This is a genomic window from Paenarthrobacter sp. FR1, assembly GCF_051106045.1.
Classification (GTDB): Bacteria; Actinomycetota; Actinomycetes; order Actinomycetales; family Micrococcaceae; genus Arthrobacter; species Arthrobacter nitroguajacolicus_A.
In genome coordinates, this window is the sequence record NZ_JBPFSF010000001.1 from 17062 (window position 1) to 43616 (window position 26555).

Sequence of the window (26555 nt, forward strand, 5' to 3'; positions counted from 1 at the left end):
GCCGCAGGAACGCAGTCGCCATGGCGGCCTAGCGAACGGCGACCCGAAGCTTGTTGCGCCAAGGATCCTCGAACCGCAGCTCAGCGCCGGTGTGATGGTTGTGCACGCCGGCAACCTTCAGCCGATCCGCCAGCGCCGACACATCATCAGCGCCAGGGACTTCAATCAGCACTTCACCCAGCCCGAGCGTGTCCCGACGGGGTCCGGCACCGCGGCTGTTCCAGACATTCATCGCCATATGGTGGTGGTAGCCGCCGGCGGAGACGAACAGCGCCTGACCATGCCAGCCTGCGGTCCGCTCAAAACCCAAGGTTTCCACATAGAACTTTTGCGCAGTCTCGACATCACCCACCTGCAGGTGCACATGCCCGACGCCGGCGGCCGCCTCGCGCTGTCCGGTCACGGCAGCTTCACTCAAGTGCTCCTGCAGGAACCGCTGTGGCGGGAGTGCAACGTTGTCCATAACCACGTTCGCGCCATCCCACTGCCACAGCTCACGGGGCTTGTCGTAGTAGAGCTCGATGCCGTTGCCCTCGGGATCGGTGAAGTAGAACGCTTCGCTGACGAGGTGGTCTGCGCTGCCGGCGAAGGCGCGGGGTTCAAACTCGGCGGCGGTAGCAATGGTGGCGGCAAGGGAAGGCTGGTCCTTGAACAGGATGGCCGTGTGGAACAAGCCCGCTTCGCCACGCCCCGGAACCTGGAGGCCAGCCGCGGGAGCAAGATGAACAACCGGCTTTCCGACGCGCCCCAGATACAGGCCGCCATCCTGCTCGGCCACCACATCCAGGCCCAAGGCCCGCTGGTAGTAGTCGCTCATCACCTTCATGTCGCCAACCTTGAGCATGACGGTGCCCATGGTGAGTTCGGCAGGCAGAAGATCCTGGCTGAATGAAGTGGTCATGTGAAGCTCCCGGTTCTGAGGTGGCCGCGCATCGGCACCTTCCTACCCTCGTAAATTACTTGAAGCTTCAATTTATTCCTAACGGATGATTCTTCCGCGAAGGACGATGTGTTTGGGGTCGCAGACAGTGGCCACCTCAAGCCTCGGGTCGTCAGCGCACAGCACGACGTCGGCACTCGCCCCTTCGCTGATGCCCTCAGCTCCCAGCCATGATCGGGCGCCCCAACAGGCGGCCTCGAGCACCGCCCACGGCGGCAGGCCGGCGTCGTGCAGTTCCCTCATCTCGTCCGCGATCCGACCATGCTTGATCACGCTGCCCGCGTCCGTTCCCGCGTAGATCGCGACCCCGGCCTCGAATGCCTCAAGCACCCGCTCACGCCGACGCTCCCAAAGGCGCACCATGTGGCCCGCGTACTCCGGAAACTTCGGCGCTGCCTGGGCAGCGATCTCCGGAAAGGTCGCAATGTTGACCAACGTGGGAACGATCGGCACCGACTGCTCCACCAGCCGTGGAATGTGCCGGGGCAGAAGGCCAGTGGCATGTTCGATGCAGTCGATGTTGGCATCGAGCATGTCGTCGATGGTGTCCTCCGCGAAGCAGTGCGCCGTGACCCTGGCACCTTCATCGTGGGCGGCAGCAATGGCGTCCTTGACCAGCTCTGCCGGGAACGACGCAGCGAGGTCGCCAACGCCACGATCAATCCAATCGCCTACCAGTTTCACCCAGCCATCACCGTCCCGGGCTTCCTTTCGGACCGTCTCCACGAGCTGGTCCGCTTCAATTTCATGGCCCAGTCCGCGGAGGTAGCGCCGACTCCTGGCGATGTGCCGGCCGGATCGGATCAAGCGGGGCAAGTCCGTCCGCTGCTGGACCCAGCGCGTGTCGCTGGGCGATCCCGCGTCCCGGATCAGCAGCGTTCCGGCGGCAAGGTCCGCCTGGGCCTGGGCAAGCGTGGTCGCCTCGTCAACCGCCCCTCCGACGCCGAGCCCGATGTGGCAGTGGGCGTCAACAAAGCCTGGCAGCACCCAACCATCCACAACCCTGTCCGGTGTGGCCACTGGGCGCTCGAAGGTCAGGACTCCGTCCACGGACCACATGCCGCGCCGCTCGTTATCCCGAGCCACGAGCACAGGTCCGCTGAATTCAATGATGCTGGCCATGGCAAAAGCCTAGTCCGCCCGTCATCACCGGAAACCTGCTGCGCCCATGTGACTGCGTACTCGTTCGGCGCTGTGGTAGCTTCGTCTACGACCACACGGGGGCCCCTGCAGGGGCTGAGATCGGACTGACGCAGTCTGCGACCGTTGAACCTGTCCGGGTAATGCCGGCGAAGGAAGTGAGTAATCCTTGAGCACCACAGAAACACAGCACACCCCTGCCCAAAACGAGCCTGTTACGCAGTCCCTCAGGTCCCATTCGCTGGCATGGATTGAAGACCATGACGCCGGAATCCGCGTCCCCGTCACGGAAATCGCCCTGGAACCCTCCCCCAACGGCCAGGCCAACACGCCGCTGCGGGTGTATCGCACCGCCGGGCCGGGCAGCAATCCAGTGGTGGGGTTGGAGCCTTTCCGGGCACCGTGGATCGCAGCGCGCGGCGATACGGAGATCTATTCCGGCCGCGGCCGGAACCTGCTCGACGACGGCAAGTCGGCCGTGCGGCGCGGAGCCGCATCGGCGGAGTGGAAGGGTGCACAACCGGTGCCCCGCCGCGCCGTCGAGGGTAAAACCGTCACGCAGATGCATTACGCGAAGCAGGGCGTCGTGACGCCGGAAATGCGTTTCGTTGCGCTGCGGGAGAACTGCGATGTGGAGCTGGTCAGAAGCGAACTGGCCGCCGGCCGGGCCATCATCCCCAACAACATCAACCACCCGGAGTCCGAGCCCATGATTATTGGCAAGGCCTTCCTGGTGAAGATCAACGCCAACATCGGAAACTCGGCGGTCACCAGTTCCATCGCCGAAGAAGTGGACAAGCTTCAGTGGGCCACCCAGTGGGGCGCAGACACCGTCATGGACCTCTCCACTGGCGACGACATCCACACAACCCGTGAATGGCTCATCCGCAACTCACCCGTCCCCATCGGAACGGTGCCCATCTACCAGGCATTGGAGAAGGTCAACGGTGAAGCCAACAAGCTGACGTGGGAAATCTTCCGCGACACCGTGATCGAGCAGTGTGAACAGGGCGTGGATTACATGACCATCCACGCCGGCGTGCTGCTGCGGTACGTCCCCCTGACCGCCAACCGCGTCACGGGCATCGTGTCCCGCGGCGGCTCGATCATGGCCGGCTGGTGCCTGGCGCACCACCAGGAGAATTTCCTATACACACACTTCGATGAGCTGTGCCGGATTTTCGCCCAGTACGACGTCTCGTTCTCGCTGGGCGACGGGCTGCGCCCCGGCTCCATTGCCGATGCCAACGACGCCGCGCAATTCGCCGAGCTGGACACCCTGGCGGAGCTGACACAGCGGGCCTGGGAATTCGACGTCCAGGTCATGGTGGAGGGCCCCGGGCATATCCCCTTCCACCTGGTCCGCGAAAATGTGGAACGCCAGCAGGAACTCTGCAAGGGTGCGCCGTTTTATACCCTGGGTCCGCTGGTCACCGATATCGCCCCGGGCTACGACCACATCACCTCGGCCATCGGTGCCACCGAGATTGCCCGCTATGGCACGGCCATGCTCTGCTACGTGACACCCAAGGAACACCTCGGGCTGCCGAACAGGGATGACGTCAAAACGGGCGTGATTACCTACAAGATCGCCGCCCACGCAGCCGACCTCGCCAAGGGACATCAAGGGGCCAGCGAGCGTGATGATGCCCTGTCCAAAGCACGTTTTGAGTTCCGCTGGCGCGATCAGTTCGCGTTGTCCCTGGATCCGGTGACAGCTGAGGGATTCCATGACGAGACCTTGCCCGCCGAGCCTGCGAAGACCGCCCACTTCTGCTCGATGTGCGGGCCGAAATTCTGTTCCATGCGCATTAGCCAGGACATCCGCGACGAGTATGGTTCGGCCGAATCGCAGGCGGCAATCGCCGGGATGTACAGCGGTATGCGGGAAAAGAGCAGGGAGTTCCTGGAATCAGGCGGGAAGGTGTACCTGCCTGAACTTGAAATCCCCTCGGGCCCGGAGAGCACCAAGGCCCCGGCGGCCAATATTTCAGGACGCCTGAACTGACCTTGCCCGTCCCACATCCGCGACGAACGAACGGATGATGTGATCGCCGTCGACTGAATCCTGGGGCCGGTGTCCGCCCGCCGCCACACGGCGGAGGGCGCCGGTCTCCTGGAGGTACCCTGCAATCTCTTCGTACAGCGGTTCCCAGCCGCCGGTGAGCACCAAGGTGGGAACACCGGGAACAATGTGAAGCGGAGCCTCCCACGGAGGTTCTTGGAGCCTGAGCCTGCGAGCAGAACGACGCGCCTCCGGAGTGTCCAGCCCTCCCGTTTCGGCCGAATAAGCCCGGCGGAAGTACTCGCGTTGGTAATCGGCATCGTTGAGTTGGTTCCGAACGTCAAACAGCGGTTCCATGAGGGCCCGATGGGAACTCGTCGCAGGAAGCTCCGCCGTCAATGACAGGCAAGCCGGTTCAACCAAAGACAGCGAGTGCACGAGGTCGGGGCGCTCGATTGCGGCCAGCATGGCCGAAATGGCGCCTTGTTCATGGGCGACAATGTGGCCGCCGCCGGAATCGACCAACGCATTGGTCAGGATGGCGACGTCCGCCGTCACATTGGATTCCCGTGGTTCGGCAACGGCATCAAAGCCGTGCCGGCGGAGGAACAGGGCGTCATAAGCCAGGGCCATGCCATGCTGCTTCGGCCATGCCGCAGCACCGAAACTGCCCAGGCCGTGAACGAAGACTACGCGCTGCTTATGCATTGGTTCAGCCTATTCCACGGCTCTGACATCCCAAGGGGCGGAACTCCAACCCCTCGGGAGGCAAGTTCTACTTTCCGAGGAACTTGTCGAAGCCCTTGGGAAGGTTCAGGGAGGACGGGTCGAAGTCCGCTGCGCCCTGGCCAAACGCCGCACCCGTAGGTGCTGCCGAGGCCGCGTTGGCGCGCTTGGTTTCCGCGTCGCGCAGCTCCTGAGCCGCCTTGGCCGGGTTGCCGGAACGCGCCTTCTTCTTGGGAGCGTTCTTACCGTTCTTGCGTCCGCCGCCGGGGCCACCAAGACCGGGCATTCCCGGCATACCTGGCATGCCGCCGCCTTGGGCAAGCTTCTTCATCATCTTCTGGGCCTGGGCGAAGCGCTCCAGCAGGCCGTTGACCTCGGAAACATGGACACCTGAACCCTTGGCGATACGGGCTCGGCGTGAACCGTTGATGATCTTGGGAGCCACACGCTCATGGGGCGTCATGGAGCGGACGATTGCCTCGACGCGGTCGATCTCTTTTTCGTCGAAGTTCTCCAACTGCTGACGGATGTTCTGCGCACCCGGCATCATCATGAGCATCTTCTTCATGGAGCCCATGTTGCGGATCTGCTGCATCTGGGCCAGGAAGTCGTCCAGGGTGAAGTCTTCCTGGTCGGCAAACTTCTTCGCCATCCGGGCTGCTTCGTCCTTGTCCCACGCCTTCTCAGCCTGTTCGATCAGGGTGAGGACGTCGCCCATGTCCAGGATGCGCGAAGCCATGCGGTCAGGGTGGAAGAGCTCAAAGTCGTCCAAACCTTCACCGGTGGACGCAAACATGACCGGCTTACCGGTGACCGATGCAACGGACAGCGCGGCACCACCGCGGGCGTCGCCGTCGAGCTTGGACAGAACGATGCCCGTGAAGTTGACGCCCTCATCGAAGGCCATCGCCGTGTTGACGGCATCCTGGCCAATCATGGAGTCGATCACGAAGAGGACTTCGTTGGGGATGATCGCCTGACGGATGCGGCGGGCCTGGTCCATCATTTCTGCGTCGACACCGAGACGGCCGGCGGTATCAACGATCACGACGTCGTGGAGCTTCTGACGGGCTTCCTCGACGCCGGCCTTGGCAACGGCCACCGGGTCTCCGGCGGGATGCTCGAGCTCGGAAGTAGCGCCGGGGTGCGGGGCGAAAACCGGGACACCGGCACGCTGGCCAACAACCTGGAGCTGGGTCACTGCGTTGGGGCGCTGAAGATCACACGCCACCAGCATGGGGCTGTGTCCCTGGGCTTTGAGCCACTTGGACAGCTTGCCGGCGAGGGTGGTCTTACCCGCACCTTGGAGGCCCGCCAGCATGATGATGGTGCGGCCGGTCTTGGCCAGGCGAATTCGACGGGTCTCGCCGCCAAGGATCTCCTTGAGTTCCTCGTTGACGATCTTGACGATCTGCTGGCTCGGGTTCAATGCTCCCGAGACCTCGGCGCCCAAGGCACGTTCGCGGACACGGCCGGTGAACTCGCGGACCACGGAGACGGCAACATCCGCGTCCAAGAGGGCGCGGCGAATCTCCCGGACGGTGGCATCGACATCAGCCTCGGTGAGGCGGCCCTTGCCACGGAGGTTCTTGAAGGTTGCTGTCAACCGGTCAGAGAGTGAATTGAACACGCGCCGTGCACTTCTTTCGATGGTCTACGAATGGCGGCCAATGCGGCACGCCAGAGTCTTGACGATTCCTGCCCCCACAAAGGTGTCTCAACCCCAACTACTAAGCGTCGACTAGGGGACTCGACTATCTAGGGTACCAAGTCGCACCTGCAAGATGGCATGCTGGCACAGTGACCAGCAAAACAACTGTAAGAACGTTGCTCATCCTCGGCGCGTCCGGGGACCTCACAGGCAGACTGCTCCTTCCTGGACTTGCCGGGTTGTTGGCTTCCGGCCGGGCTCCCGGGCTCCGGTTGGTGGGCGCAGGGTCCGATCCTTGGTCTCCCGAACAATGGAAGCAACGAGTCGACGCCGCCTTTGAAACGGCGTCGGGCACGGCGGATGCCTCCGGGCTCGCCGCCATGGCAGCTGTCGCGGAAAACACCAGCTACCACCAGGTTGACGTCACAGCGGACGGACCACTGGCCGAGCTGCTTGCCCAGCTGGAGGGGCCCACAGCCATCTACTTCGCGCTGCCACCGCATGTGAGCCAAAAGGCCTGCGAAGTCCTGCACAAGGATCAACTGCCCCCCGGGACACGCCTGGTGATGGAGAAGCCGTTCGGTTCCGGAACAGAGTCAGCGCATGAGCTGAACAAGACGCTGGCAGCCTTGGTGCCCGAGGACCACATTCACCGTGTGGACCATTTCCTGGGCAAAGCCACGGTGCTGAACATCCTTGGCCTTCGCTTCGCCAACAGGTTCCTGGAGCCGGTGTGGAACCGCGAACACATCGAAAAGGTGGAGGTCATTTTCGACGAGGACCTCGCCCTTGAGGGCAGGGCCCGCTACTACGACACTGCCGGGGCGCTCCGGGACATGATCCAGAGCCACCTCCTCCACATCATGGCGTTCCTCGCCATTGACGCCCCTGCCACCATCGAAGAACGGGACCTTCGGGACGCCGTGGCCACCGTCCTACGGGCCAGCAGCATCAAGGCCCCCTACGGCGACTCCACGCGGCGCGCCCGCTACACAGCGGGGACCCTCGGCGAAAGGACCGTGCCGGACTACGCCGCCGAGGAAGGCGTGGACCCGTCCCGAAATACCGAGACCCTCGCGGAAGTGCGCGTGGACATCGACAACTGGCGCTGGAAGGGCGTCCCGTTCATCCTTCGCTCGGGCAAGGCCCTGGGGCGTCGACGCAAGGAAGCCGTGATTACCTTCCGTCCTGTCCCCCACCTGCCCAGGGGCTTCTCGGGCGTGGACTCCCCCAACCAGCTGCGGATCGGCTTCGGTCCGGATGTGCTCCAGCTCGACGTCGATGTCAACGGACCCGGCGATATCTTTACGCTGGACCGTGCCAGCCTGGTGGCCGAACTCAATGCGCCCGGAATGCTGCCGTACGGTGAAGTGCTGGAAGGCATCCTCAACGGTGACCCGCTCCTGTCCGTCCGGGGTGACACAGCCGAGGACTGCTGGCGGATCATCGAGCCGGTCCTCCGCGCCTGGGAGGGCGGTTCCGTCCCGTTGGAAGAGTACGACGCCGGCACCGCCGGGCCCGCGGGCTGGCCCACCGACGTCGTGGACTAACGGCGGCCGCGGACCCACGGCAGCGGTAACGCACCAGCGGGCCGGGTACCTGTATCGGTACCCGGCCCGCTGTGCTGTCCGGAACTTAGGCCGCGGCCTGGAACTTAGATCGCGGCAGCGCCGCGCTCACCTGTCCGGACCCGGACTGCTTCGTAAACATCCACGGTCCATACCTTGCCGTCGCCGGCTCGGCCTGTGTTGGAGCTGGCGATGAGGACATCCAGGATGTCGTCTGCCTGCTCGTCGGTGGCAAGGACCTCGATGCGGATCTTCGGCAGCAGATCCACGTTGTACTCGGCTCCGCGGTACACCTCGGTGTAGCCGCGCTGACGGCCGTAGCCGCTGGCCGCGCTGACCGTCAGGCCCTGGACCCCATATGATTCGAGGCCCTCCCGGACTGCTTCAAGCTTTTCGGGTCGGACGATCGCTGTGATGAGCTTCATGCCTGGACACTCTCCTTGCCTTCTGCGGGAACCTTCTCTTCGGATTTCCCGGTCATCGCCTCGTGCAGCGGCTGGAAGCTGCCGCCGTGGCCGTTGACACCAAACTCGTAAGCCGTTTCAGCGTGCAGGCTGAGGTCCACGCCCACGTTTTCCTGTTCCGTGGAGACCCGGAAGCCCATGGTCTTGTGGATGGCGAAGGCGATGATGGCCGTCATGATGGCCGAGAATGCGATGGCGATGCCGGCCGCTGCGAGCTGGGCCCACATCTGGGTCATTCCGCCACCGTAGAAGAGGCCGCCGCCAACACCGTCGGTGGGAAGGGCAATGAAGCCCAGGGCCACGGTGCCGATGATGCCGGAGACGAGGTGGACACCAACAACGTCCAGGGAGTCGTCAAAGCCCCAGCGGAACTTGAGGCCGACAGCCAGGGCGGAAGCCACACCGGCAACCACACCGAGGCCCAGGGCACCCACAGGGCTGACGTTTGCACAGGCCGGGGTGATCGCGACCAAGCCGGCAACTACACCGGAGGCTGCACCGAGGGAGGTGGGGTGGCCGTCGCGGATGCGCTCAGTGATGAGCCAGCCGATCATGGCTGCCGCCGGAGCTGCGAGGGTGTTGATCCAGATCAGGCCGCCCTGTTCGGCGGTGGTTGCTGCGCCGCCGTTGAAGCCGAACCAACCAAACCACAGGATGGCAGCGCCAAGCATGACGAACGGAATGTTGTGCGGGCGGTGGTTCGGGTCCTTGCCGAAGCCACGGCGGTTACCAATGATGAGGACCAGGACGAGCGCCGCCACACCAGCATTGATGTGCACCACTGTGCCGCCGGCAAAGTCGATGGCCGGACCGAGGGCCTTACCAATGGCGCCTTCTGGGCCGAACAGGCCACCGCCCCAGACCATGTAAGCCAGCGGGCAGTAAACCAACGTGACCCAAACCGGAACGAAAATGCTCCAGGCGCCGAATTTGGCGCGGTCAGCGATCGCGCCGCTGATCAGTGCGACGGTGATGATGGCGAACGTTGAGGCGTAGCCAACCTTGATCAGGCCGTCAGGGGTGTTGATGCCTTCGAGGCCGAAGGTGGCGAACGGGTTGCCCACGATCTCCATGAAGCCTTCGCCGGAGCTCATTGATGCGCCCCACAGCACCCATACAACGCCTACGATGCCGATGGAGATGAAGCTCATCATCATCATGTTCAGGGCTGCTTTGGCGCGTGTCATGCCGCCGTAGAAAAATGCCAGACCAGGTGTCATGAACAGCACAAGCGCCGCCGCCACCATGACCCATACGTGACCTGCGGTAAGTTCCATGGTGCACGTTCCTCTCTTGCTAGATCTGCGGTTCAACCGCTGTCCTGACGCCCTTTGCGTCCTGCTTAAGAGTTTTGTGCCGCCGTGTTTCACCTGCGCAGGTTTTACATTGCGGGCTCGTTACAACAACCTCCCCAACGTAAATGGTGCATATCCCCGGTGTTACGGATATGTTTCAGGCGTCAGACTTCACCGGAATTACCCAGCTTTCGCGCCCTTGGGGCCAAAGCCAACAAACCCCATTCGAAGGACCAGCACCGTATGACCCAGTCGCCACGATCCGTCAAAGCTCCAAGGATCCGGCCGGAGAAGGCTCCCTTGCCTCGCGATATCAAGGTGATGTTGGCTGCAGCGTTCCTGATCGCGCTTGGCTTCGGCTTGGTGGCTCCGGTGCTCCCGCAGTTCGCCACGACGTTCGACGTCGGCGCCACTGCGGCCGCCGTGATCGTGAGTATCTTCGCCTTCATGCGCTTGGTCTTCGCACCCGCAGGCGGTGCCCTGATCGGGCGGTTCGGGGAACGGAACGTGTACGTATCCGGCCTGCTGATCGTCGCGGTGTCCACTGCCGCATGCGCCTTTGCCCAGGACTACTGGCAGCTGTTGATTTTTCGTGGACTCGGAGGTGCCGGCTCCGTGATGTTTACGGTTGCCGCCATGGGTTTGCTGATCCGGCTCGCGCCGCCTGAACGCCGCGGACGCGTGTCCGGGGCCTATGCATCGGCTTTCCTGATCGGAAGCGTGCTGGGTCCCGTAGTGGGCGGGCTGCTGGCGGGATTCGGCCTTCGGGTCCCGTTCCTGGCCTACGCCGGGGCCTTATTGGTGGCCGCCGTGGTGGTCCGCACCATGCTCAGCGGCGAGGGCAACGCAGCGGAGGACGCCACGCCTGTCCCGGCCATGACCTTGAAGGAAGCACTGACCGACTCCGCCTACCGAGCCGCGGTCTTCTCGAGCTTCGGCAACGGTTGGGTGACGTTCGGTGTCCGGATGGCCACCATCCCGCTGTTCGCGGTGGCGGTTTTGCAGTCCGCGCCTGAGACTGCCGCTTGGGCGCTGGCCATCTTTGCGGTGGGCAACGCCGTTGCCCTGACGTTCAGCGGGCGCTTGGCCGACGCCTGGGGACGGAAGCCCCTGCTGATCCCCGGTTTGGCCATCACCGGCTTGGCCACAGGGGTCATTGGCTTCACGACTGATTTGCCGGCCTTCCTCGCTGCATCCGCGGTGGCGGGTTTCGGTTCCGGTTTGCTGGGCCCGGCGCAGCAGGCCGCCGTCGCCGATGTCATTGGCCGGGGACGCTCCGGAGGCAAAGTGCTGGCCGTCTTCCAAATGGCGGCGGACACGGGCGCCATTATCGGCCCCATCGTGGCAGGTCTCCTGGCCGACCGCCTTGGCTATGGCTGGGCATTCGGCATCACCGGGGGCGTGCTCCTGCTGACCGCCGCAGGCTGGTCGCTGGCACGCGAACCCCTTAAACCCAAAAACTGACTGGCAGTTGTGGTTGTTCCGAGGGCTCAGAACAACCACAATTGCCAGCCAGTTGGGCAGGCAGCGCTAGTTAAGCAGCGCGTCAACGAAGCTTTCGGCATCGAAAGGCGCGAGGTCGTCAGGGCCTTCACCCAGGCCAATGAGCTTGACGGGAACGCCCAGCGACTTCTGGATGGCCACCACGATGCCGCCCTTGGCGGTTCCGTCCAGCTTGGTCAGCACGATGCCAGTGATGTTCACAACCTCCGCGAAAACGCGAGCTTGGTTGAGGCCGTTCTGGCCCGTGGTGGCGTCAAGGACCAGCAGGACCTCATCCACGTCGGCCAGCTTCTCGATGACACGCTTGACCTTGCCGAGCTCATCCATCAGGCCGGTCTTGTTCTGGAGGCGTCCTGCAGTGTCCACCATGACAACATCGACTTCCTGGTCGATGCCGGCCTTAACGGCCTCGTAGGCAACCGATGCGGGGTCGGCACCATCAATGTCGGACTTGACCGTGGGCACACCCACGCGCTGTCCCCACGTGGCCAACTGCTCCGCCGCCGCCGCACGGAAGGTATCAGCGGCACCCAGCAGGACATCCTTGTCTTCAGCCACAAGCACCCGTGCCAGCTTGCCAACGGTGGTGGTCTTGCCGACGCCGTTCACACCAACAACAAGCACGACGGCGGGCCGGTCCGCCTTGCGCTCGACGTTCAGGGAGCGGTCCATGGTGGGGTCAACGAGCTTGATGAGCTCTTCGCGCAGCATGGCCTTGACGTCCTCGGGGCTGCGGGTGCCCAAGACCTTGACGCGCTCACGCAGGGCATCAACCAGCTGCATGGTGGGTTCGGTGCCGAGGTCCGCCAGCAGGAGGGTCTCTTCAACCTCGTCCCAGACGTTTTCGTCGATCTTGTCGCCGGACAGCAATGCCAGGAGGCCCTTGCCCAGGATGTTGTTGGACTTGATCAGGCGGGCGCGGAGGCGGGTGAGTCGTCCTTCCACCGGCGCCGGGGTGTCAACGGCAATGGTTTCGAGCCCGGCCGCATCATCGGGCACATCCGTGCCTTCCACGGATCCATCGAAGGTGGGGGCCGGTGCTTTCACCTCATCCGGGCGGTCCTCCACAAGGGTTCCGCCGCCAGCCGCCGACGACTGGACGGGGTCGTTCGTATCTCGCGTTCCGGGGTACTTCGCCCCTGACTTCCGGGCTTTCATCAATACCGGCACGAGTCCGCCGACCACGACGAGCGCAGCGAGAATGGACAGAATTATGGGTAGGAAATCGTTCACTCCCCTACCTTCTCATAAAGCTATGCCCCGGCACCGAGCCGCTGGCTGATGACGGTCGAGACGCCGTCGCCCCTCATCGTGACGCCATAAAGGGCGTCGGCAACTTCCATGGTGCGCTTCTGGTGGGTGATCACGATCAGCTGGCTGGACTCGCGCAGCTCTTCGAAAATAGTGATGAGCCGGCCCAGGTTGGTGTCATCCAACGCAGCTTCCACTTCGTCCATGACATAGAACGGCGATGGCCGGGCTTTGAAGATGGCCACCAGGAGCGCCACTGCCGTCAGGGAGCGCTCACCGCCGGAGAGAAGCGAGAGCCGCTTGATCTTCTTACCCGCAGGCCGGGCCTCCACCTCTATCCCGGTAGTCAGCATGTCGTCGGGATCCGTGAGCACCAACCGGCCTTCTCCGCCTGGAAAGAGCCTCGCAAAGACGTGGTCGAATTGCGCCGAAGTGTCCGCAAACGCCTCGGTGAAGACCTGCTGGACCCGGTTGTCCACCTCTTTGATGATGTCCAAAAGGTCCTTGCGGCTGGACTTGAGGTCCTCCAGTTGCGAGCTCAGGAACTGGTGGCGTTCTTCCAGCGCAGCAAACTCCTCCAGCGCGAGCGGGTTGACCTTTCCCAGCGCTGCCAGTTCCCGTTCCGCCTTCTTAAGCCGCTTCTCCTGCTCCGCACGGACGAAAGGAATCCCTTCAACTACTGGTTCCCCGTTCTCGTCCACCGGCGCCCTAAGCTCGGCCCACTTGTCGGTGGTAGCCCCTGCCGGCAGCGGAACGGGCCGGTCCGGGCCATAGTCCGCTACCAGCTGCTCCGAGGAAAGTCCCAGCTCTTCGATGGACCGTGTTTCCAAGGCCTCGATACGCAGCCGCTGTTGGGTCCGCGCCATCTCGTCACGGTGTACGGAATCTGTGAGCTCGGCCAGCTCCCGGGCCAGGGCGTCGTTGCCGGTACGGACCTCGGACAGTTCTTTCTCAAGCTGCTCCCGCGTCTGCTCAGCCAGGTCGCGTTCATTGCCGGCCAGATCCACCGAGATGTCGATGAAACGGAGCGTTTGCTCCACCGCCGCCGCGACAGCCGACGCACGTTGGGCCTGGGCCCGCCGACGCTGGGCCCGACGCGCCGCTTCTTCCCGGGCCCGTCGTTCGGTGGCGGCAGCCCGCTCCAGAGAAGCGGCCCTGTTGCTGATGGCCCCCAGCTGCTCTTCCGCAGTCCTCAGGGCAAGCCGGGCTTCTGTTTCAAGGGAACGGGCAGTCCTGGCTTGCGCCGCGAGTTCGTCGCGCTGATCCGTGGACGGTTCTTCGTCCGGGGCTTCCTGCGCCGCAGCAAGCCGTTCTGCCGCGACTTCCAGGTCCAGCTGGGCCTCCGCGATGTTGGCTTCCGCCTTGGCCATGGACGCAGCGAGCCTGTCACTTTCTCCTACGGCACTGCGGAGAACCGAATTGAGATGGCCCAGGCGCTCGGCCACCGCGGCAAGCCGGGCATCCGATTCGTGAAGCCGCTCCAGGGCGGTATCGGCCCGCTCCTGCGCCTCGGTGCGGCGGGACTGGGCGCCAGCCAGGGCGAAGCGGCCACGCTCCAGGCGGGCAGTTACCTCCTGAAGGCGCGCGACGGCGTCGTCCACTGCTGCCTGGACCTCCAACAGCGACGGCGCGGTGGCTGACCCACCCAGGATGGTCAGGGCCGTGAAGATGTCACCATCGCGGGTGACTGCCGTGAGCGTCGGCTGTTCAGCGACCAGGGCCGCGGCCGCCCGCACATCATCGACGACGACGGTAGCGTCCAGGAGCGCCAGGGCGCCTTGGGCAGTTGGGTCAGCGATCTTCACGACGTCGGCGGCCCAGCGGCAACCAGCGGGGAGCTCCACCGTGGCGCGGGTTTCGTCACCCGCGCCGGAACTGTCCGCCAGGAGCAACGCAGCCCGGCCGGCGTCGTCGTCTTTCAATGTCCGGATGGCGGCCAGGGCACTCTTCGTATCGGCCACCACCAAGGCGTCCGAGGCACTGCCCAGGGCAGCAGCAATCGCGGCCTCGTATCCCGGCTCGATGGTTACCAGTGCGGCAAGCGGACCCAAAATGCCGTCGGCGGTGAGGAGGCTGGCGGACCCGTCCTTACGGTTGAGCCCCAGCTGAAGGGCATCCCGCCGCGCCACCAGGGCATCCCTCTCCCGGACGGCTTCCCGCTCGGAGGCCTTGAGTTCTTCGATTTCGGCGATGACAGCATCCAGGAGGTCGCTGGCTTCCTCATATTCGGCGTCGAGGCTCTCTTCGCCATCTTCAACGCCAGCCACCTGCGACTCAAGGGCGGTGAACTCGCTCTGGGCCTTGCGGCGCCGCTCGTCGCCGGCTCCGAGGGATTCCCTCAGGCGACCGCGTTCGGCCTCCGCCGCCTCGGCACGGGATCGCGCGGCTGCAACCTGGCCCGCCAACCTGGCCAACCCCTCCCGCCGATCAGCCGCTGCCCTGAGCATGGCGGTCAGTCGCTTGTCTTCGGCGGATGCGAGCGCCTCTGCTCCATCCTTGGCCACTGTCGCTTCGAGGAGCGCAGCTTGCTTGGCAAGGATGTCGTGTTCCAAGGCGGCCTGCTCTTCGCGGACCCGGGCGGCCTGGCGCTCAAGCTGTTCGGGGTCGCGCCCGGAGTCCACGGTGGCTTCAGATGAGCCCAGGAGCCGACGGCGCTCCGTGGCCAGGGAACCGAGGGAGCGCAGGCGCTCCCTCGCAGCGGAGAGCTGATACCAATGGTCCCGGGCGGCGTTCAGGCGAGGCGTCGCTTCGGCGGCCTGCTGCTCGAGCGCGGCCTGGCGCCGACGACCCAACCCCAGTCCAGCCTCAACAACCTGGCGGCGCTCCTTGAGGGCCGCTTCGTCCGCGACGTCCTTTTCGAGGGAAGTTGTCAGTTGCACAAGGTCGTCCGCCAAGAGGCGGGCGCGGGCATCCCGGACGTCGAACTGCACTGTCTGGGCGCGACGGGCTATTTCTGCCTGCTTGCCCAGCGGAGTGAGCTGGCGCCGGATCTCCGCGGTGAGGTCGCCGAGCCGGGCAAGGTTGGCCTGCATCGCCTCAAGCTTTCGAAAAGTCTTTTCCTTGCGGCGCCGATGTTTGAGGATCCCGGCTGCTTCTTCGATGAAACCCCGGCGGTCTTCTGGTGTGGCGTGCAGGACCCGGTCCAGTTGGCCTTGTCCCACGATGACGTGCATTTCGCGCCCGAGGCCGGAATCGGACAGCAGTTCCTGGATATCGAGGAGCCGGCACGGGGCGCCGTTGATGGCGTATTCGGACCCGCCTGTGCGGAAGAGTGTCCGGGAAATCGTGACTTCGCTGTACTCGATGGGAAGCGCGTTGTCTGCGTTGTCTATGGTCAGGGACACATGGGCCCGCCCCAGGGGTGGCCGACCCGACGTGCCTGCGAAGATGACGTCTTCCATTTTGCCGCCGCGCAGGGTTTTGGCGCCCTGTTCCCCCATGACCCAGGCCAGGGCATCCACCACATTGGATTTGCCCGATCCGTTGGGTCCCACGACGGCAGTGACGCCGGGTTCGAAGTCGAACGTCGTGGCCGACGCGAACGACTTGAATCCTCGGACAGTCAGACTTTTCAGGTGCAAGGCGCTTCGGTTCTCCTGGATGGCCCGGGTGTTCGTATCACCTAAATCTACTGCCGTTTGTGTGAAATCTTCGGATCCGGGGCCGGAACGCCTTGCGGGTGGCAGGCCGCACCCCTACACTCCTGCCAAGGGCTACTTGGCCTATTCGTTCTGGTGATCCGGCGACGACGGGAATTTTTGTTCAGTCGCTGCCGGATCCGGTCCCGATCTTCGGAACGAGAATCCAAGTGCACAACCCTGTGATGCATAACTGAAGATCTTGGTTTGACCCTGGCTGGGGAGCGGCAAGCAGGGACCGTGCTCTTAAAGGGCGGTCTCGTCTAAGCAATTGGCGTACCACTCCAGGAGTTCTGATGCCCGGTCCTTCAGCTACCCAACCCCAGCGAACCCTCAAGGGCTTCCTTGTGCCCCTGGTGATCGCAACAGTGGCAGCGCTTTTGCCCCTCACCGCACCAGCGGCGGTCGCGGCGGGTCCCTGCGATCCTGTGGTGAACCTTGTCGCCTGCGAGAACTCCAAGACCGGAAGTCCCCCTTCCGAATGGGACATCAACGGGGCGGGCGACGACAGTATCCAAGGCTTCTCCACCGAGATCAGCGTCAATGCCGGTCAGCCCATCCGTTTCAAGGTGGACACCACCGCGCCGAGCTACACCATAGCGATCTATCGCACCGGTTGGTACGCGGGCAACGGAGCCCGGAAGATCGCGGACGTCACGCCGTCGGTCCTGCGCCAGAACCAACCGGCGTGCCGGAGTGACCTGACCACGGAACTTTATGACTGCGGTACCTGGGCGGTGTCTGCAACGTGGCAGGTGCCGGCCACTGCTGTGTCAGGGGTGTACATTGCCTTGCTCAGGCGCCCCGACACCGGGGCCAAGAGCCACATCACGTTTATCGTGCGCAACGACGGAAACCGTTCCGCCGTCGTCTTCCAGACTGCGGACCAGACCTGGCAGGCGTACAACACCTATGGCGGCTCGGACTTTTACCAGGGAGCCGCGAACGGCCGGTCCTACAAGGTCAGCTACAACCGCCCAATGGCAACCCGGGATGGTCCGGGGGGCAGGGACTTCTACTTCTCCAACGAGTACCCCATGGTGCGGTTCCTTGAGCAGAACGGCTACGACGTCAGCTACATCAGCGGCCTTGATACCGACCGCAACGGTGCGGAGCTGCTGAACCATAAGGTGTTTCTGTCCGTGGGGCACGATGAGTACTGGTCGGGCCCTCAACGGGCAAATGTCACGGCCGCCCGGGACGCAGGCGTAAACCTCCAGTTCCTTTCGGGCAACGAGATGTACTGGCGGACCCGGTTCGAGCCCTCCACAGTGGACGGGGCCGCCAATCGGACGCTGACCTGCTACAAGGAAACCTGGGGAAACGCCAAGATCGATCCCAGCACGCAGTGGACGGGCACCTGGCGTGATCCCCGATTCGCCTCCCAAGCCAACGGCGGAGGCCTGCCCGAGAACGGCCTGACGGGGACCCTTTATATGTCCAACCACTCGGACCTTCCCGTGACGGTGAAGGCGGACGAAGGGAAGACAAGGCTATGGCGCAATACTTCCCTGGCATCGTTGCCGGCCGGTTCGTCGGCAGCCTTGGCGCCGCATACCGTGGGGTACGAGTCCAACGAGGACCTGGACAACGGCTTCCGGCCGGCAGGGCTCATCCGGCTGTCCACCACGGTGGGCAACGTCCCGGAGTACCTGCAGGATTTCGGTAATACAGTGGCCCCGGGAAGCACCACCCACAATGTGACCCTCTACCGGGCCGCAAGTGGTGCGCTGGTCTTCTCCGCGGGCAGCGTTCAGTGGACATGGGGCCTGGACCAGGAGCACGACGGCGATGGCGCACCGGCCGACGCCCGCATGCGGCAAGCGCAGGTCAACATCCTCGCCGATATGGGTGCGCAGCCTGCCACCAGGGCCGCAGGACTGGTGGCAGCCGTCGCAAGCACCGACACGACCAAGCCCACTGCGGCCATCTCCGCTCCTGCCAACGGAGCCACCGTGGCCCACGGCAGCAGCGTCACCGTGACCGGGACGGCCACCGACGTGGGCGGCGTTGTGGCCGGCGTGGAAGTGTCTACCGATGGCGGGGCCACATGGCACCCCGCGCAAGGTAAGTCGAGCTGGACCTACACCTATATCCAGAAGGGCCTCGCCACGGCGACCATCCAGGCGCGCGCCATTGATGACAGCGCCAACATCGGAACCGCCGTGACCAGGAACCTGACCCTCAGCGGCCCCTACAGCGTCTTCGGCCAAACGGTGCCGGTGGTCAAGGACTCCGGTGACGGCGGCGCTTACGAAATGGGCTTACGCTTTACACCTTCAGTGGACGGTTTCATCACAGGCGTCCGCTTCTACAAGAGCACGGCAAACACAGGAACCCACACCGGCTCCTTGTGGAGCTCCACCGGCGAGCGCCTTGCCACCACCACGTTCACCAACGAGACCGCATCCGGGTGGCAGACGGCCTTGTTCAGCCAGGCCGTGCCCGTAGCGGCAGGACAGAAATACACGGTTTCCTACTGGGCGCCCAACGGGCACTACGCCAGCAAGGACCACCAGTGGGCCAGCTTTGGTTCGACCGATGCGCCCCTGAAAGTGGCTGGAGGTTTCGGGGCTGAGCCAGCCGGTGTCTATGCGACATCCCAAAGCTTCCCCACCACCAGCTACAACGGTGGCAATTACTTCGCGGACGCACTCTTCAGCACGGTGGACAGCACGCCGATGACCGTGTCCGGCCACACGCCGTTCCCGTCGTCGTCCAGCGTGTCCGTCAATACCAAGGTGAGCGCTGTCTTCTCCAAGCCCGTCACTGCGGCCAGCGTCCAGCTGACGTTGCAGTCGCCGTCGGGTCCCGTTGCAGGCACGACAGCTTACGATGCCGCCACGCGGCGGGCGACGTTCACGCCGTCGAACGCTCTTGCGTTCAGTACCCAATTCACGGCCACGCTGTCCGGGACCGATTCGATCGGCGGACCCGTGACTGCCGGCGGGACCTGGTCCTTCACGACGGCTGCAACGCTGCCTGTACCCGGCGCCTGCCCGTGCAGCCTGTTCGACGACTCCGTGACACCCGGCATTGCCGAGCTTCGTGAGGGCGTTCCTGTGACCCTCGGGGTGAGGTTCTCCAGTGTCTCGGCGGGTGAAGTGATTGGCATGCGCTTCTACAAGTCGGCAGGAAATACGGGCACCCACAACGGCGCCCTGTACACGGCTTCCGGGCAGCAACTGGCAACCGTGGCGTTCACCAATGAGAGCGCCTCCGGATGGCAGACGGCAATGTTCAGCCAGCCGGTCCAGATGGCTGCGAACACCGAGTACATCGTGTCCTACAAGACACTGACCGGGACTTACTCAGCCACGGCCAATGGATTCGGTTCAGGCATGAGCGTTGGTCCGTTGCGGGCTGCGTCGGATGCCGGTGCTTATACCTACAGCGGAGACTTTGCCGCCTCCCGGTCTACGGCAAGCTACCTCGTGGATGTTGTGGTCACAGTTCCCAACACGCCGTTCACTGTAGGTTCCCAGTCACCGCTGCCGAATGCGTCCAGCGTTCCCCTCAGCACCGCTGTGAGTGGCGTTCTGTCGGAGGCCGCAGTGGCATCCAGCGTCACCCTGGGAGTAAAGATAACCAATGGCGCGGCAGTGGCAGGGTCCACCACTTACGACCAGGCAACGCGCAAGGTGACCTTCACACCTGCTGCTCCGCTCGCGGCGGGAACTTCCTACACGGCCACGGTCACTGCGAATTCGGTGTCCGGACAGCCGATGTCGGGAGGCAGCACGTGGACGTTCACCACGGTTCCGGCGCCGAGGACTCCGGGCGTGTGCCCCTGCACCTTGTACCAGGACACCGTGACCCCCACGACGCCCGACGCCAACGACGGCGTCCCGCTGGCCCTTGGTGTCCGGTTCGCCAGTGATACCGCCGGGCAAGTTACCGGCGTCCGCTTCTACAAGGCGGCCGGCAACACAGGAACGCACACCGGTTCCCTGTTCACGTCGACCGGACAACTCCTGGCCACCGTGACCTTCACCAACGAGTCAAGCGTCGGCTGGCAGACGGCATCGTTCAGCCAGCCCGTGACCATCGAGGCCGACACCGAGTACGTGATGGCCTATAAGGCGCCCACCGGCAAATACTCCTACACTGCCGGCGGATTCGGCGAGGGCTTCACCAGCGGGCCGCTGCGTACTGCGGCGGACTCCGGAGCTTTCGCCTACAACAGTGACTTCCCGAATTCCGCGTCCACCGCCAGCTACCTGGTGGATGTGGTCTTCGCTACGGCCACACCACCGTTGACGGTCTCGGAGCAGGTTCCGGCCCCCGGCGCCACGGGTATCCCCGCGGACGTGAAGCCATCCATCACGTTCTCTTCCCCCATCCAATCCGGTGCCTCGTTCACGTTGACGGCCAACGGCAGCGCTGTGGCCGGCACTGCCGCACTGTCTGCGGACAACCGCTCCATCACTTTCACCCCAACAGCGGCGCTGCCCGCCAGCACGGTGGTAACGGCCAACGTGACGAATGTTGTGTCCCAGCAAGGACAGACCCTTCCCACCACCACCTGGCAATTCACCACAGCCGCCCCCAAAGTGCAACTGTCCACGATCTTCGGATCGCTGACTCCCCAGATAGTTTCCGCGTCCGACTTCATGCCCGTGGAACTTGGGACTGCCTTCACTGTGTCGCAGGCAGGGAATGTGACCGGAATCCGTTTCTACAAAGGGGCCGGAAATACCGGTACCCATGTGGGTTCGCTCTGGAATTCGGCGGGCACCCGCCTCGCCCAAGTCACCTTCACCAACGAAACAGCCACGGGCTGGCAGACGGCAACCTTGTCCTCTCCGGTGGCCCTGGTAACGGGCCAAACCTACGTTGTCTCGTACAGGGCCCCCAACGGCCGCTATTCCTACACGTCGGGCTTCTTCAACCAAACGTGGACCAGCGGGGTGTTCACGGCCTCCGGCCCGAACAACGGCCGCTATCGGTACGGCTCCGGCGGGGTCATGCCAGCCAACTCCTGGAACGCCACGAATTACTTCGTGGACGTGGTGTACTCCACCACCGTCGCGGCCCAACAACAGGCTGCGCCGGCTCCATCTCCCACAGTTACGCCTACGCCAACACCGACCCCAACAGCGACGGCAACCGCCACTGCAACGCCAACCCCGAGCCCGTCGCCGAGCCCATCCCCGAGCCCGTCATCGTCCGGTGGGTTGCTCTGCGGGTTGCTCGGGCTCTGCTGACACAGCCGGGCTCAGCGCACGACGCTGGGTGACCACGCATGGGCGATGAACAGGCCCGGCTGCGATCCGGGATCGGTTCCGAGCTTCCAGATGTTGCTGTCCCCCGCCGCAGCGTCATCTGCCAGGCCGTAGAGCAGGTTCTGGTTGTCCAGCCATTCGATCTGGTCGTCCACGCTGCGCTTCTCTGACAAGACCGTTTCCTGTCCCGTGGCGAGGTCAAGCACAGCGACCTTCCAATGGGCAGCCAGCGCGCCGCCGTCGTTCTTCTTGTAGGCGATGCGGGTGCCGTCCGGCGAGATGGACGGGCACTCCACATTGTCGTGGACAGCTGTCAGAGTCTTGTTTGACAGGCTCCCTTTCACCAGCCAAATGCGCCCTGAGGACGCGGCGGTGGCATAGAAGGCGTCACTGTTGCCCGGCACGAATGTTACTCCCCAAATATTCCGGTCCGTTGCCATCAACCGCTCGCCGTTCACCATCAAAGCGAAATCCTCCAGGTTCCCGGAAGTCCCACCCGGAAGGCTGATCTCGGTAGCCGTGGAGAACCCTGCCGTGGCGTACGAGTGCCCTGACACGAACACCGTGGTGGCAATCATGGAACCGTCCGGACTGATCCGAGTCCGGCTGGGTATGCCCGGGACGGGCCATGACCGCTGGGGTTGCCAGTCGCTGTTCAACACAGCCGCTTCGAAAGCCGTCACCAGGCCCCGGTTTGTCTTGAGGCACACCACCGTTTCCGGAGTCCCGTACACGCGGTCGCACTCTTGTTCACTGACCGCCCGAGTCCCCCCGGGAGCGGACAGAGGCACTGTTGCCGCGTTGCCATAGCCTTGGCCCGACGCCGTGTTCCGGAAAAGCACGAACGGCACCGTCGGAAGCCCCTGGCCAGCGGAGACACCTACGGAAGACGCAGAGGTCCGGCTCTCCTCGAAACGCTGGTAGGCGCCAACCGCGTAGATCCCGGCTGCCACCAGGACGAGGGCGGTGACGGCGAGCAGGATGCCCCACCGGGCCTTTCCCGCAATCAACGTTCCGCTCATGCCCCGCCATTCGTATCCTGGCCGGCCGCAACCTTGGCTGCCCGCAGGATGAAGGCGACAGCCACCACGGCGCACGCCAACAACGCGGCCGCCACGAGCATGGCCGTCGGCGCGCCCACGGCGTACCACAGGACGCCAAAGCCCGCAGAGGCGGTCATCCTGCTCAGCGCCACCACCGTCTGGGCCGAAGCAATTCCGGTGGCAAGCTTCCCCGGCGGTGTCAGTTGGCTGGCCAAGGCGGCCAGGACGCCATCAGTGGCAGCGTAGAAAGCACCCAGCAGGATGAGGCAGCCCGTGGTCGCCCACAGGCCCCCAAATGGTGCAGCGGCCAGGAGGTAGGTGGCGAGCAGCGCGATGTGGCCACCCACGAACACCGGGACCTTGCCCACCCGGTCAGCCAAACGACCCAGAGGAATCGCCAGCGCCAGGAACACCACATTGGTGCCCACGAACAGCAAGGGAAACCACTGAACGGCGAAAGAATCCCTCGCCTGCAGCACCAGGTAGATGAAGCCGTCGCCTATGGTCACCAAGCCCAAGAGGCCGGCGGCGATCAGCAGCTTACCCAGGCCCGGTTCCTTCAAGTGGCTCCAGGAGAAAGCGAAAAGTCGTCGGTTCCCACCGGCCTCGGAACTTTTCAAGCCGTGGGCACGAATGTCCGGCACCACCAAGGCCAGGACAGCCACACCGATCACCGCGAAGGCGAGCGAAACCACAAACACTGTGCTGAACCCGTTGGGAATCATCAACAGGACGAAGAAGGCAATCAACGGCCCTGCCGCAGCCCCAATGTTGTCCAACATTCTGTGGACGCCAAATGATCGGGCCAAATGTTCGGGCTGGGCAGAAACCGAGATGAGGGCGTCCCGTGGTGCTGTGCGGATGCCCTTGCCGATCCTGTCACCGGTCACGATGGCCGCGATAGCCCAAAATCCTCCCGCGAACAGGAAACCGATCCTGGCAAGCATGGACAGACCGTAGCCCGCCAGCGCAATCCGCTTAGGGTGGCCGGTGCGGTCGGCAGCCCAGCCGGCAGCAATCCTGACGATCGCACTGGCGCCCTGGTTGATGCCGTCAATGAACCCAAAGGCGATGGTGGACAGTCCCAGGAAACCTGTCACGTACAGCGGAAGAATCGCCGTGACCGATTCAGAGGAAACATCCGTCACCATGCTCACGATTCCCAGCCACAGGATGACGGGCGACAAACGGAACGGCACTTCGCTTGATAGTGCCGTTTGCGCCGCCAGGGACTTGTCCCGTTTTCCGCCGCCGCGGTCTGAGAGTGAGATGTACACCGTTGCCCCTAGTCCGCCGTCGTGTGCAGGCTGCCCAAAAGCTGGAAGCGCGAGGCCCCGGTCCCTGTCGTCGAGACGGAAACAGTCACAGTGTCCGTACCACGAACGAACCTTTCAGCTACTGCGCCTTCCGCGGCGGGGGCGGTCTCGGACCAAAATCCGTGGGATACCAGGGATTGCCGGAAGGACCCCAACACCTCGGACTGCGGCTTGGCGATGATTCCGTCCGCAGATACCTGGAGGACGTTGCCGGAGGTGGACACCGACGTTGAGCCAATGGTGGCCCCGGGCGGTAAGGACACAATGTCGGCAGGCCAGCCGTCCACCATCTCTCCGGAGGCCGTACCGGCCTGGGGCAGGTCGCCGGTGATGAGCGGCGCAGGCGGTGCGGGTTCCGGCAGGCCTGTAGGGGTAGCTGTTACGGGCGGGAGGACTTCGAGCGGTTTGGCGGTAGACGGGCCGCCGTTTCCGCTCTCGCCGCTGCCGCCATCTCCGCTGCCGCCTTCAAGGCCCGACGACGGACTGCCGGGCGTTGGAGCACCGGCGCCGTTGGGGGTAGCACTGCCCGACGCGGGAGCGCTCGAGGAACTGCTGGGCCCGGAGGACGACGAACTCTGGGCGGAGGTGTTGCCTGGTCTTCCCGCCATCTGGTCAAGGACTATTGCCGCGGCGACGATGAGCACGGCGAGGCAGATGCCTGCAATGACCAGCCGCCGCGCCATCATGTCAGTCCTGGACCGGCGACCGGCTGGCAAGCGGTCGCTTCCGGAAGGACCACAGTGAGAACTGACGCCCCCCACGATGTGGTGGCGTTAGCCCTTCCGATGGCGATTCGAAGCGCCGAGCGTTTCATGGGGACAGTCTGCCATTGCGATCCGGAATCCGGAACAGTTTTGGCGCTACCAACGTCCATTCCGCGGCCGTGGCTGGCACACCGGGCAGGTATAGGAGGAACGGTTCATGAACTGTTCCCGTTTAATGATGCTGTGCAGGCCCACCGCTTCGCAGCGTCCGCAGAGTTCGCCTGCTCGTCCATAGGCATTAAGCGAGCGGGCGAAGTACCCGGAGTCGCCGTTGACGTTCACGTAGAGGGAATCGAAACTGGTCCCCCCGGCAGCCAGCGCAGCATTCATGACATCCTTCGCGGACTCCACGAGCCGCTCTGCATCGGCACGGCGCAAGGTGTCTGTCGCCCTGGCATAGTGGAGGCGTGCCCTCCACAAGGCCTCGTCAGCATAGATGTTGCCGATGCCGGAAATGACCCCTTGGTCCAGGAGAGCCCGCTTAAGGCCTGTTTTCCGGTTCTTGACTTTCCGGTAAAACGCTTCGAAGGAGAAGAAGGGGTCCAGCGGATCCCGGGCAATATGGGAGGCCTCTTCTGCGATCTCCGGCAGGGGCGTTTCGCCCAAGCCGCCAGGGCCGCCGTCGGCAGTGGGCACCAAGGACGTGACAAAGAGACCACCGAAGATGCGTTGGTCCACGAACCGCAGCTGCTCCGGCATACCGTCCGCGGGGCTGAGGGTGATTCTGACCTTCAGGTGCTTCTCGTCCGGCACTGCGGGGTCTTGCAGCAGCAGCTGGCCGCTCATGCCCAAATGTGCCATGAGTGCAACCTTGGGTAATTCCCCGGCACGGGTTGTGGTCTCGAAGGGAGCGGCCATGGCCAGTGGCATCCACAGGAACTTGCCTCGACGGACAACGTCCAGCACTGTGGCGTGCTCGAGGTTCCCAACGAAGTCTTCTGTTCCGAGGACATGGCGTCGGATGGAGCGCGGGTCCAGGACGTCCACGCCGGTGATGGTCCGGCCACGGACCCAACGCGCCAGGCCACGGCGGACCACTTCTACCTCGGGAAGCTCAGGCATGGATCAAGCGGATGCCGGACCAGTCGGGGTGGTATCCAACGCAGTCAGGGCACGCCAGGCATCAGCGGCAGCTTCCTGTTCCGCTTCCTTCTTGGAGTGTCCCGAGCCGCGGCCGTAAGGGGTGCCGCCGATGTTCAGCACTGCTTCGAAAGTGCGGGCATGGTCCGGCCCTGAGCCTTCCACTGCATAGTGGATGGCTCCCAGCTGGCGGCTGGCCGTCAGTTCCTGGATGCTCGTCTTCCAGTCAGTCCCGGCTCCGAGGGCGCCTGCGTCCTTCAGGAGCGGGCCCACCAGGCGCATGACCAGTTGGCGTGCGGTCTCGATGTCGTTTGACAGATAAGTGGCACCAATCAGCGCTTCCATGGTGTCAGCCAAAATGGAGGCTTTGTTCTTGCCGTCGGTGAGCTTCTCGCCTTGCCCGAGGTAAATGAACTCGCCGACGCCGATCTCGCGTCCGATTCCGGCCAGGGCGCGCGTACTGACGACGGCGGAACGCCGCTTGGCGAGTTCACCTTCAGGCAGCGAGGGGTTCTCACGGTAAAGAGAATCGGTGACGGAGAATCCCAGGATGGAGTCGCCGAGGAACTCAAGGCGCTCGTTGGTGGGAATCCCGCCGTTCTCATACGCGTATGAGCGATGTGTGAGAGCAAGACGAAGCGTCTCGGTGTCAATGGAGACACCGAGACGCTTCAGAAGCTCTTCAGTTGAAGACATCCTTAGTCAGCCTGTACGGCAGATTAGGCGTCTGCGACCTTGCGGCCCTTGTATTCAAGGAACAGCGCGGTGCCGGCAGAGTCAGTGACGACCTTTGCCTGGTGCGGCAGGCTGTAGGTAACCTGACCGTTTTCGATGGTCTTGACCAAGTTGGGGGCAGTTGCCTTCCACTGGGCACGGCGGGCGCGTGTATTTGCGCGAGACATTTTCCGCTTGGGAACAGCCACGGCTATCTCATTTCTCTCTTAGA

General features: G+C 63.9%; 18 protein-coding genes and 1 riboswitch. Of the genes, 4 read left to right on the forward strand and 14 right to left on the reverse strand.

Features of this window, described 5'->3' with window-relative positions; translation table 11 throughout:
- Positions 1-28: 28 nt before the first annotated feature.
- Together ACR30Z_RS00110 and ACR30Z_RS00115 are read right to left on the reverse strand one after the other, a co-directional pair.
- Complete coding sequence (locus tag ACR30Z_RS00110; protein ID WP_144649550.1) at positions 29-901, reverse strand: VOC family protein; 873 nt, start codon at positions 899-901, stop codon at positions 29-31.
- Between the two features lie 78 nt (positions 902-979).
- A complete protein-coding gene (locus ACR30Z_RS00115; protein ID WP_434370863.1) occupies positions 980-2062 on the reverse strand; it encodes an amidohydrolase family protein in 1083 nt (360 codons plus the stop codon).
- Positions 2063-2147: 85 nt separating this feature from the next.
- Positions 2148-2255: riboswitch (TPP riboswitch) on the forward strand.
- Between ACR30Z_RS00115 and thiC the strand changes: the two genes are divergently transcribed.
- Positions 2250-4088 carry a phosphomethylpyrimidine synthase ThiC gene (gene thiC / locus ACR30Z_RS00120; RefSeq protein ID WP_434370865.1) on the forward strand — a complete coding sequence of 613 codons (1839 nt, stop codon included), beginning with the start codon at positions 2250-2252 and terminating at the stop codon, positions 4086-4088. (Overlaps the previous riboswitch by 6 nt.)
- Here the strand turns inward: thiC and ACR30Z_RS00125 are convergent.
- Together ACR30Z_RS00125 and ffh are read right to left on the reverse strand one after the other, a co-directional pair.
- Positions 4071-4793 carry an alpha/beta fold hydrolase gene (locus ACR30Z_RS00125; protein ID WP_144649556.1) on the reverse strand — a complete coding sequence of 241 codons (723 nt, stop codon included), beginning with the start codon at positions 4791-4793 and terminating at the stop codon, positions 4071-4073. The two genes, thiC and ACR30Z_RS00125, sit on opposite strands and share 18 nt — an antisense overlap.
- A gap of 67 nt (positions 4794-4860) precedes the next feature.
- Positions 4861-6441 (reverse strand): signal recognition particle protein, encoded by a 1581-nt coding sequence (gene ffh / locus ACR30Z_RS00130; protein WP_434370867.1) that lies wholly within the window; start codon positions 6439-6441, stop codon positions 4861-4863.
- Between the two features lie 170 nt (positions 6442-6611).
- Here ffh and ACR30Z_RS00135 point away from each other — a divergent pair, with 170 nt between their 5' ends.
- Positions 6612-8012 carry a glucose-6-phosphate dehydrogenase gene (locus ACR30Z_RS00135; protein WP_434370869.1) on the forward strand — a complete coding sequence of 467 codons (1401 nt, stop codon included), beginning with the start codon at positions 6612-6614 and terminating at the stop codon, positions 8010-8012.
- Positions 8013-8116: 104 nt separating this feature from the next.
- Here ACR30Z_RS00135 and ACR30Z_RS00140 read toward each other — a convergent pair whose 3' ends face one another.
- Positions 8117-8455 carry a P-II family nitrogen regulator gene (locus ACR30Z_RS00140; RefSeq protein WP_011775128.1) on the reverse strand — a complete coding sequence of 113 codons (339 nt, stop codon included), beginning with the start codon at positions 8453-8455 and terminating at the stop codon, positions 8117-8119.
- Entirely contained in the window at positions 8452-9771 is a 1320-nt protein-coding gene (locus ACR30Z_RS00145; protein ID WP_144649562.1) for an ammonium transporter, read from the reverse strand. The genes ACR30Z_RS00140 and ACR30Z_RS00145 overlap by 4 nt, the downstream gene beginning before the upstream one ends.
- A 261-nt stretch (positions 9772-10032) precedes the next feature.
- Here ACR30Z_RS00145 and ACR30Z_RS00150 point away from each other — a divergent pair, with 261 nt between their 5' ends.
- Positions 10033-11253 (forward strand): MFS transporter, encoded by a 1221-nt coding sequence (locus ACR30Z_RS00150; RefSeq protein ID WP_144649564.1) that lies wholly within the window; start codon positions 10033-10035, stop codon positions 11251-11253.
- Positions 11254-11319: 66 nt separating this feature from the next.
- Here the strand turns inward: ACR30Z_RS00150 and ftsY are convergent, their stop codons facing one another.
- Together ftsY and smc are read right to left on the reverse strand one after the other, a co-directional pair.
- Complete coding sequence (ftsY, locus tag ACR30Z_RS00155; RefSeq protein WP_434370870.1) at positions 11320-12525, reverse strand: signal recognition particle-docking protein FtsY; 1206 nt, start codon at positions 12523-12525, stop codon at positions 11320-11322.
- Positions 12526-12545: 20 nt separating this feature from the next.
- On the reverse strand, positions 12546-16124 hold the full coding sequence (smc, locus tag ACR30Z_RS00160; protein WP_434370872.1) for a chromosome segregation protein SMC: 3579 nt from the start codon (positions 16122-16124) through the stop codon (positions 12546-12548).
- A 353-nt stretch (positions 16125-16477) separates the two neighbouring features.
- Between smc and ACR30Z_RS00165 the strand changes: the two genes are divergently transcribed.
- Positions 16478-21388, forward strand: a complete 4911-nt coding sequence (locus ACR30Z_RS00165; RefSeq protein ID WP_434370874.1) for a DUF4082 domain-containing protein — start codon at positions 16478-16480, stop codon at positions 21386-21388.
- An 11-nt stretch (positions 21389-21399) separates the two neighbouring features.
- Here ACR30Z_RS00165 and ACR30Z_RS00170 read toward each other — a convergent pair whose 3' ends face one another.
- The 6 genes from ACR30Z_RS00170 to rpmF form a co-directional block, all read right to left on the reverse strand.
- Positions 21400-22428, reverse strand: coding sequence for a TolB family protein (locus tag ACR30Z_RS00170; RefSeq protein ID WP_434370876.1), 1029 nt, complete (start codon positions 22426-22428; stop codon positions 21400-21402).
- Complete coding sequence (locus tag ACR30Z_RS00175; protein WP_434370878.1) at positions 22425-23726, reverse strand: MFS transporter; 1302 nt, start codon at positions 23724-23726, stop codon at positions 22425-22427. Before ACR30Z_RS00175 ends, ACR30Z_RS00170 begins: the two co-directional genes overlap by 4 nt.
- 8 nt (positions 23727-23734) lie before the next feature.
- A complete protein-coding gene (locus ACR30Z_RS00180) occupies positions 23735-24451 on the reverse strand; it encodes a hypothetical protein (RefSeq protein WP_434370880.1) in 717 nt (238 codons plus the stop codon).
- Positions 24452-24625: 174 nt separating this feature from the next.
- Positions 24626-25591, reverse strand: a complete 966-nt coding sequence (gene mutM, locus ACR30Z_RS00185; protein ID WP_434370882.1) for a bifunctional DNA-formamidopyrimidine glycosylase/DNA-(apurinic or apyrimidinic site) lyase — start codon at positions 25589-25591, stop codon at positions 24626-24628.
- Positions 25592-25594: 3 nt separating this feature from the next.
- Positions 25595-26305, reverse strand: a complete 711-nt coding sequence (gene rnc, locus ACR30Z_RS00190) for a ribonuclease III (protein WP_144649576.1) — start codon at positions 26303-26305, stop codon at positions 25595-25597.
- Positions 26306-26328: 23 nt separating this feature from the next.
- Positions 26329-26532: a 50S ribosomal protein L32 gene (gene rpmF, locus ACR30Z_RS00195; RefSeq protein ID WP_011775139.1), complete on the reverse strand. Its 204-nt coding sequence runs from the start codon at positions 26530-26532 to the stop codon at positions 26329-26331.
- Positions 26533-26555: the final 23 nt, after the last annotated feature.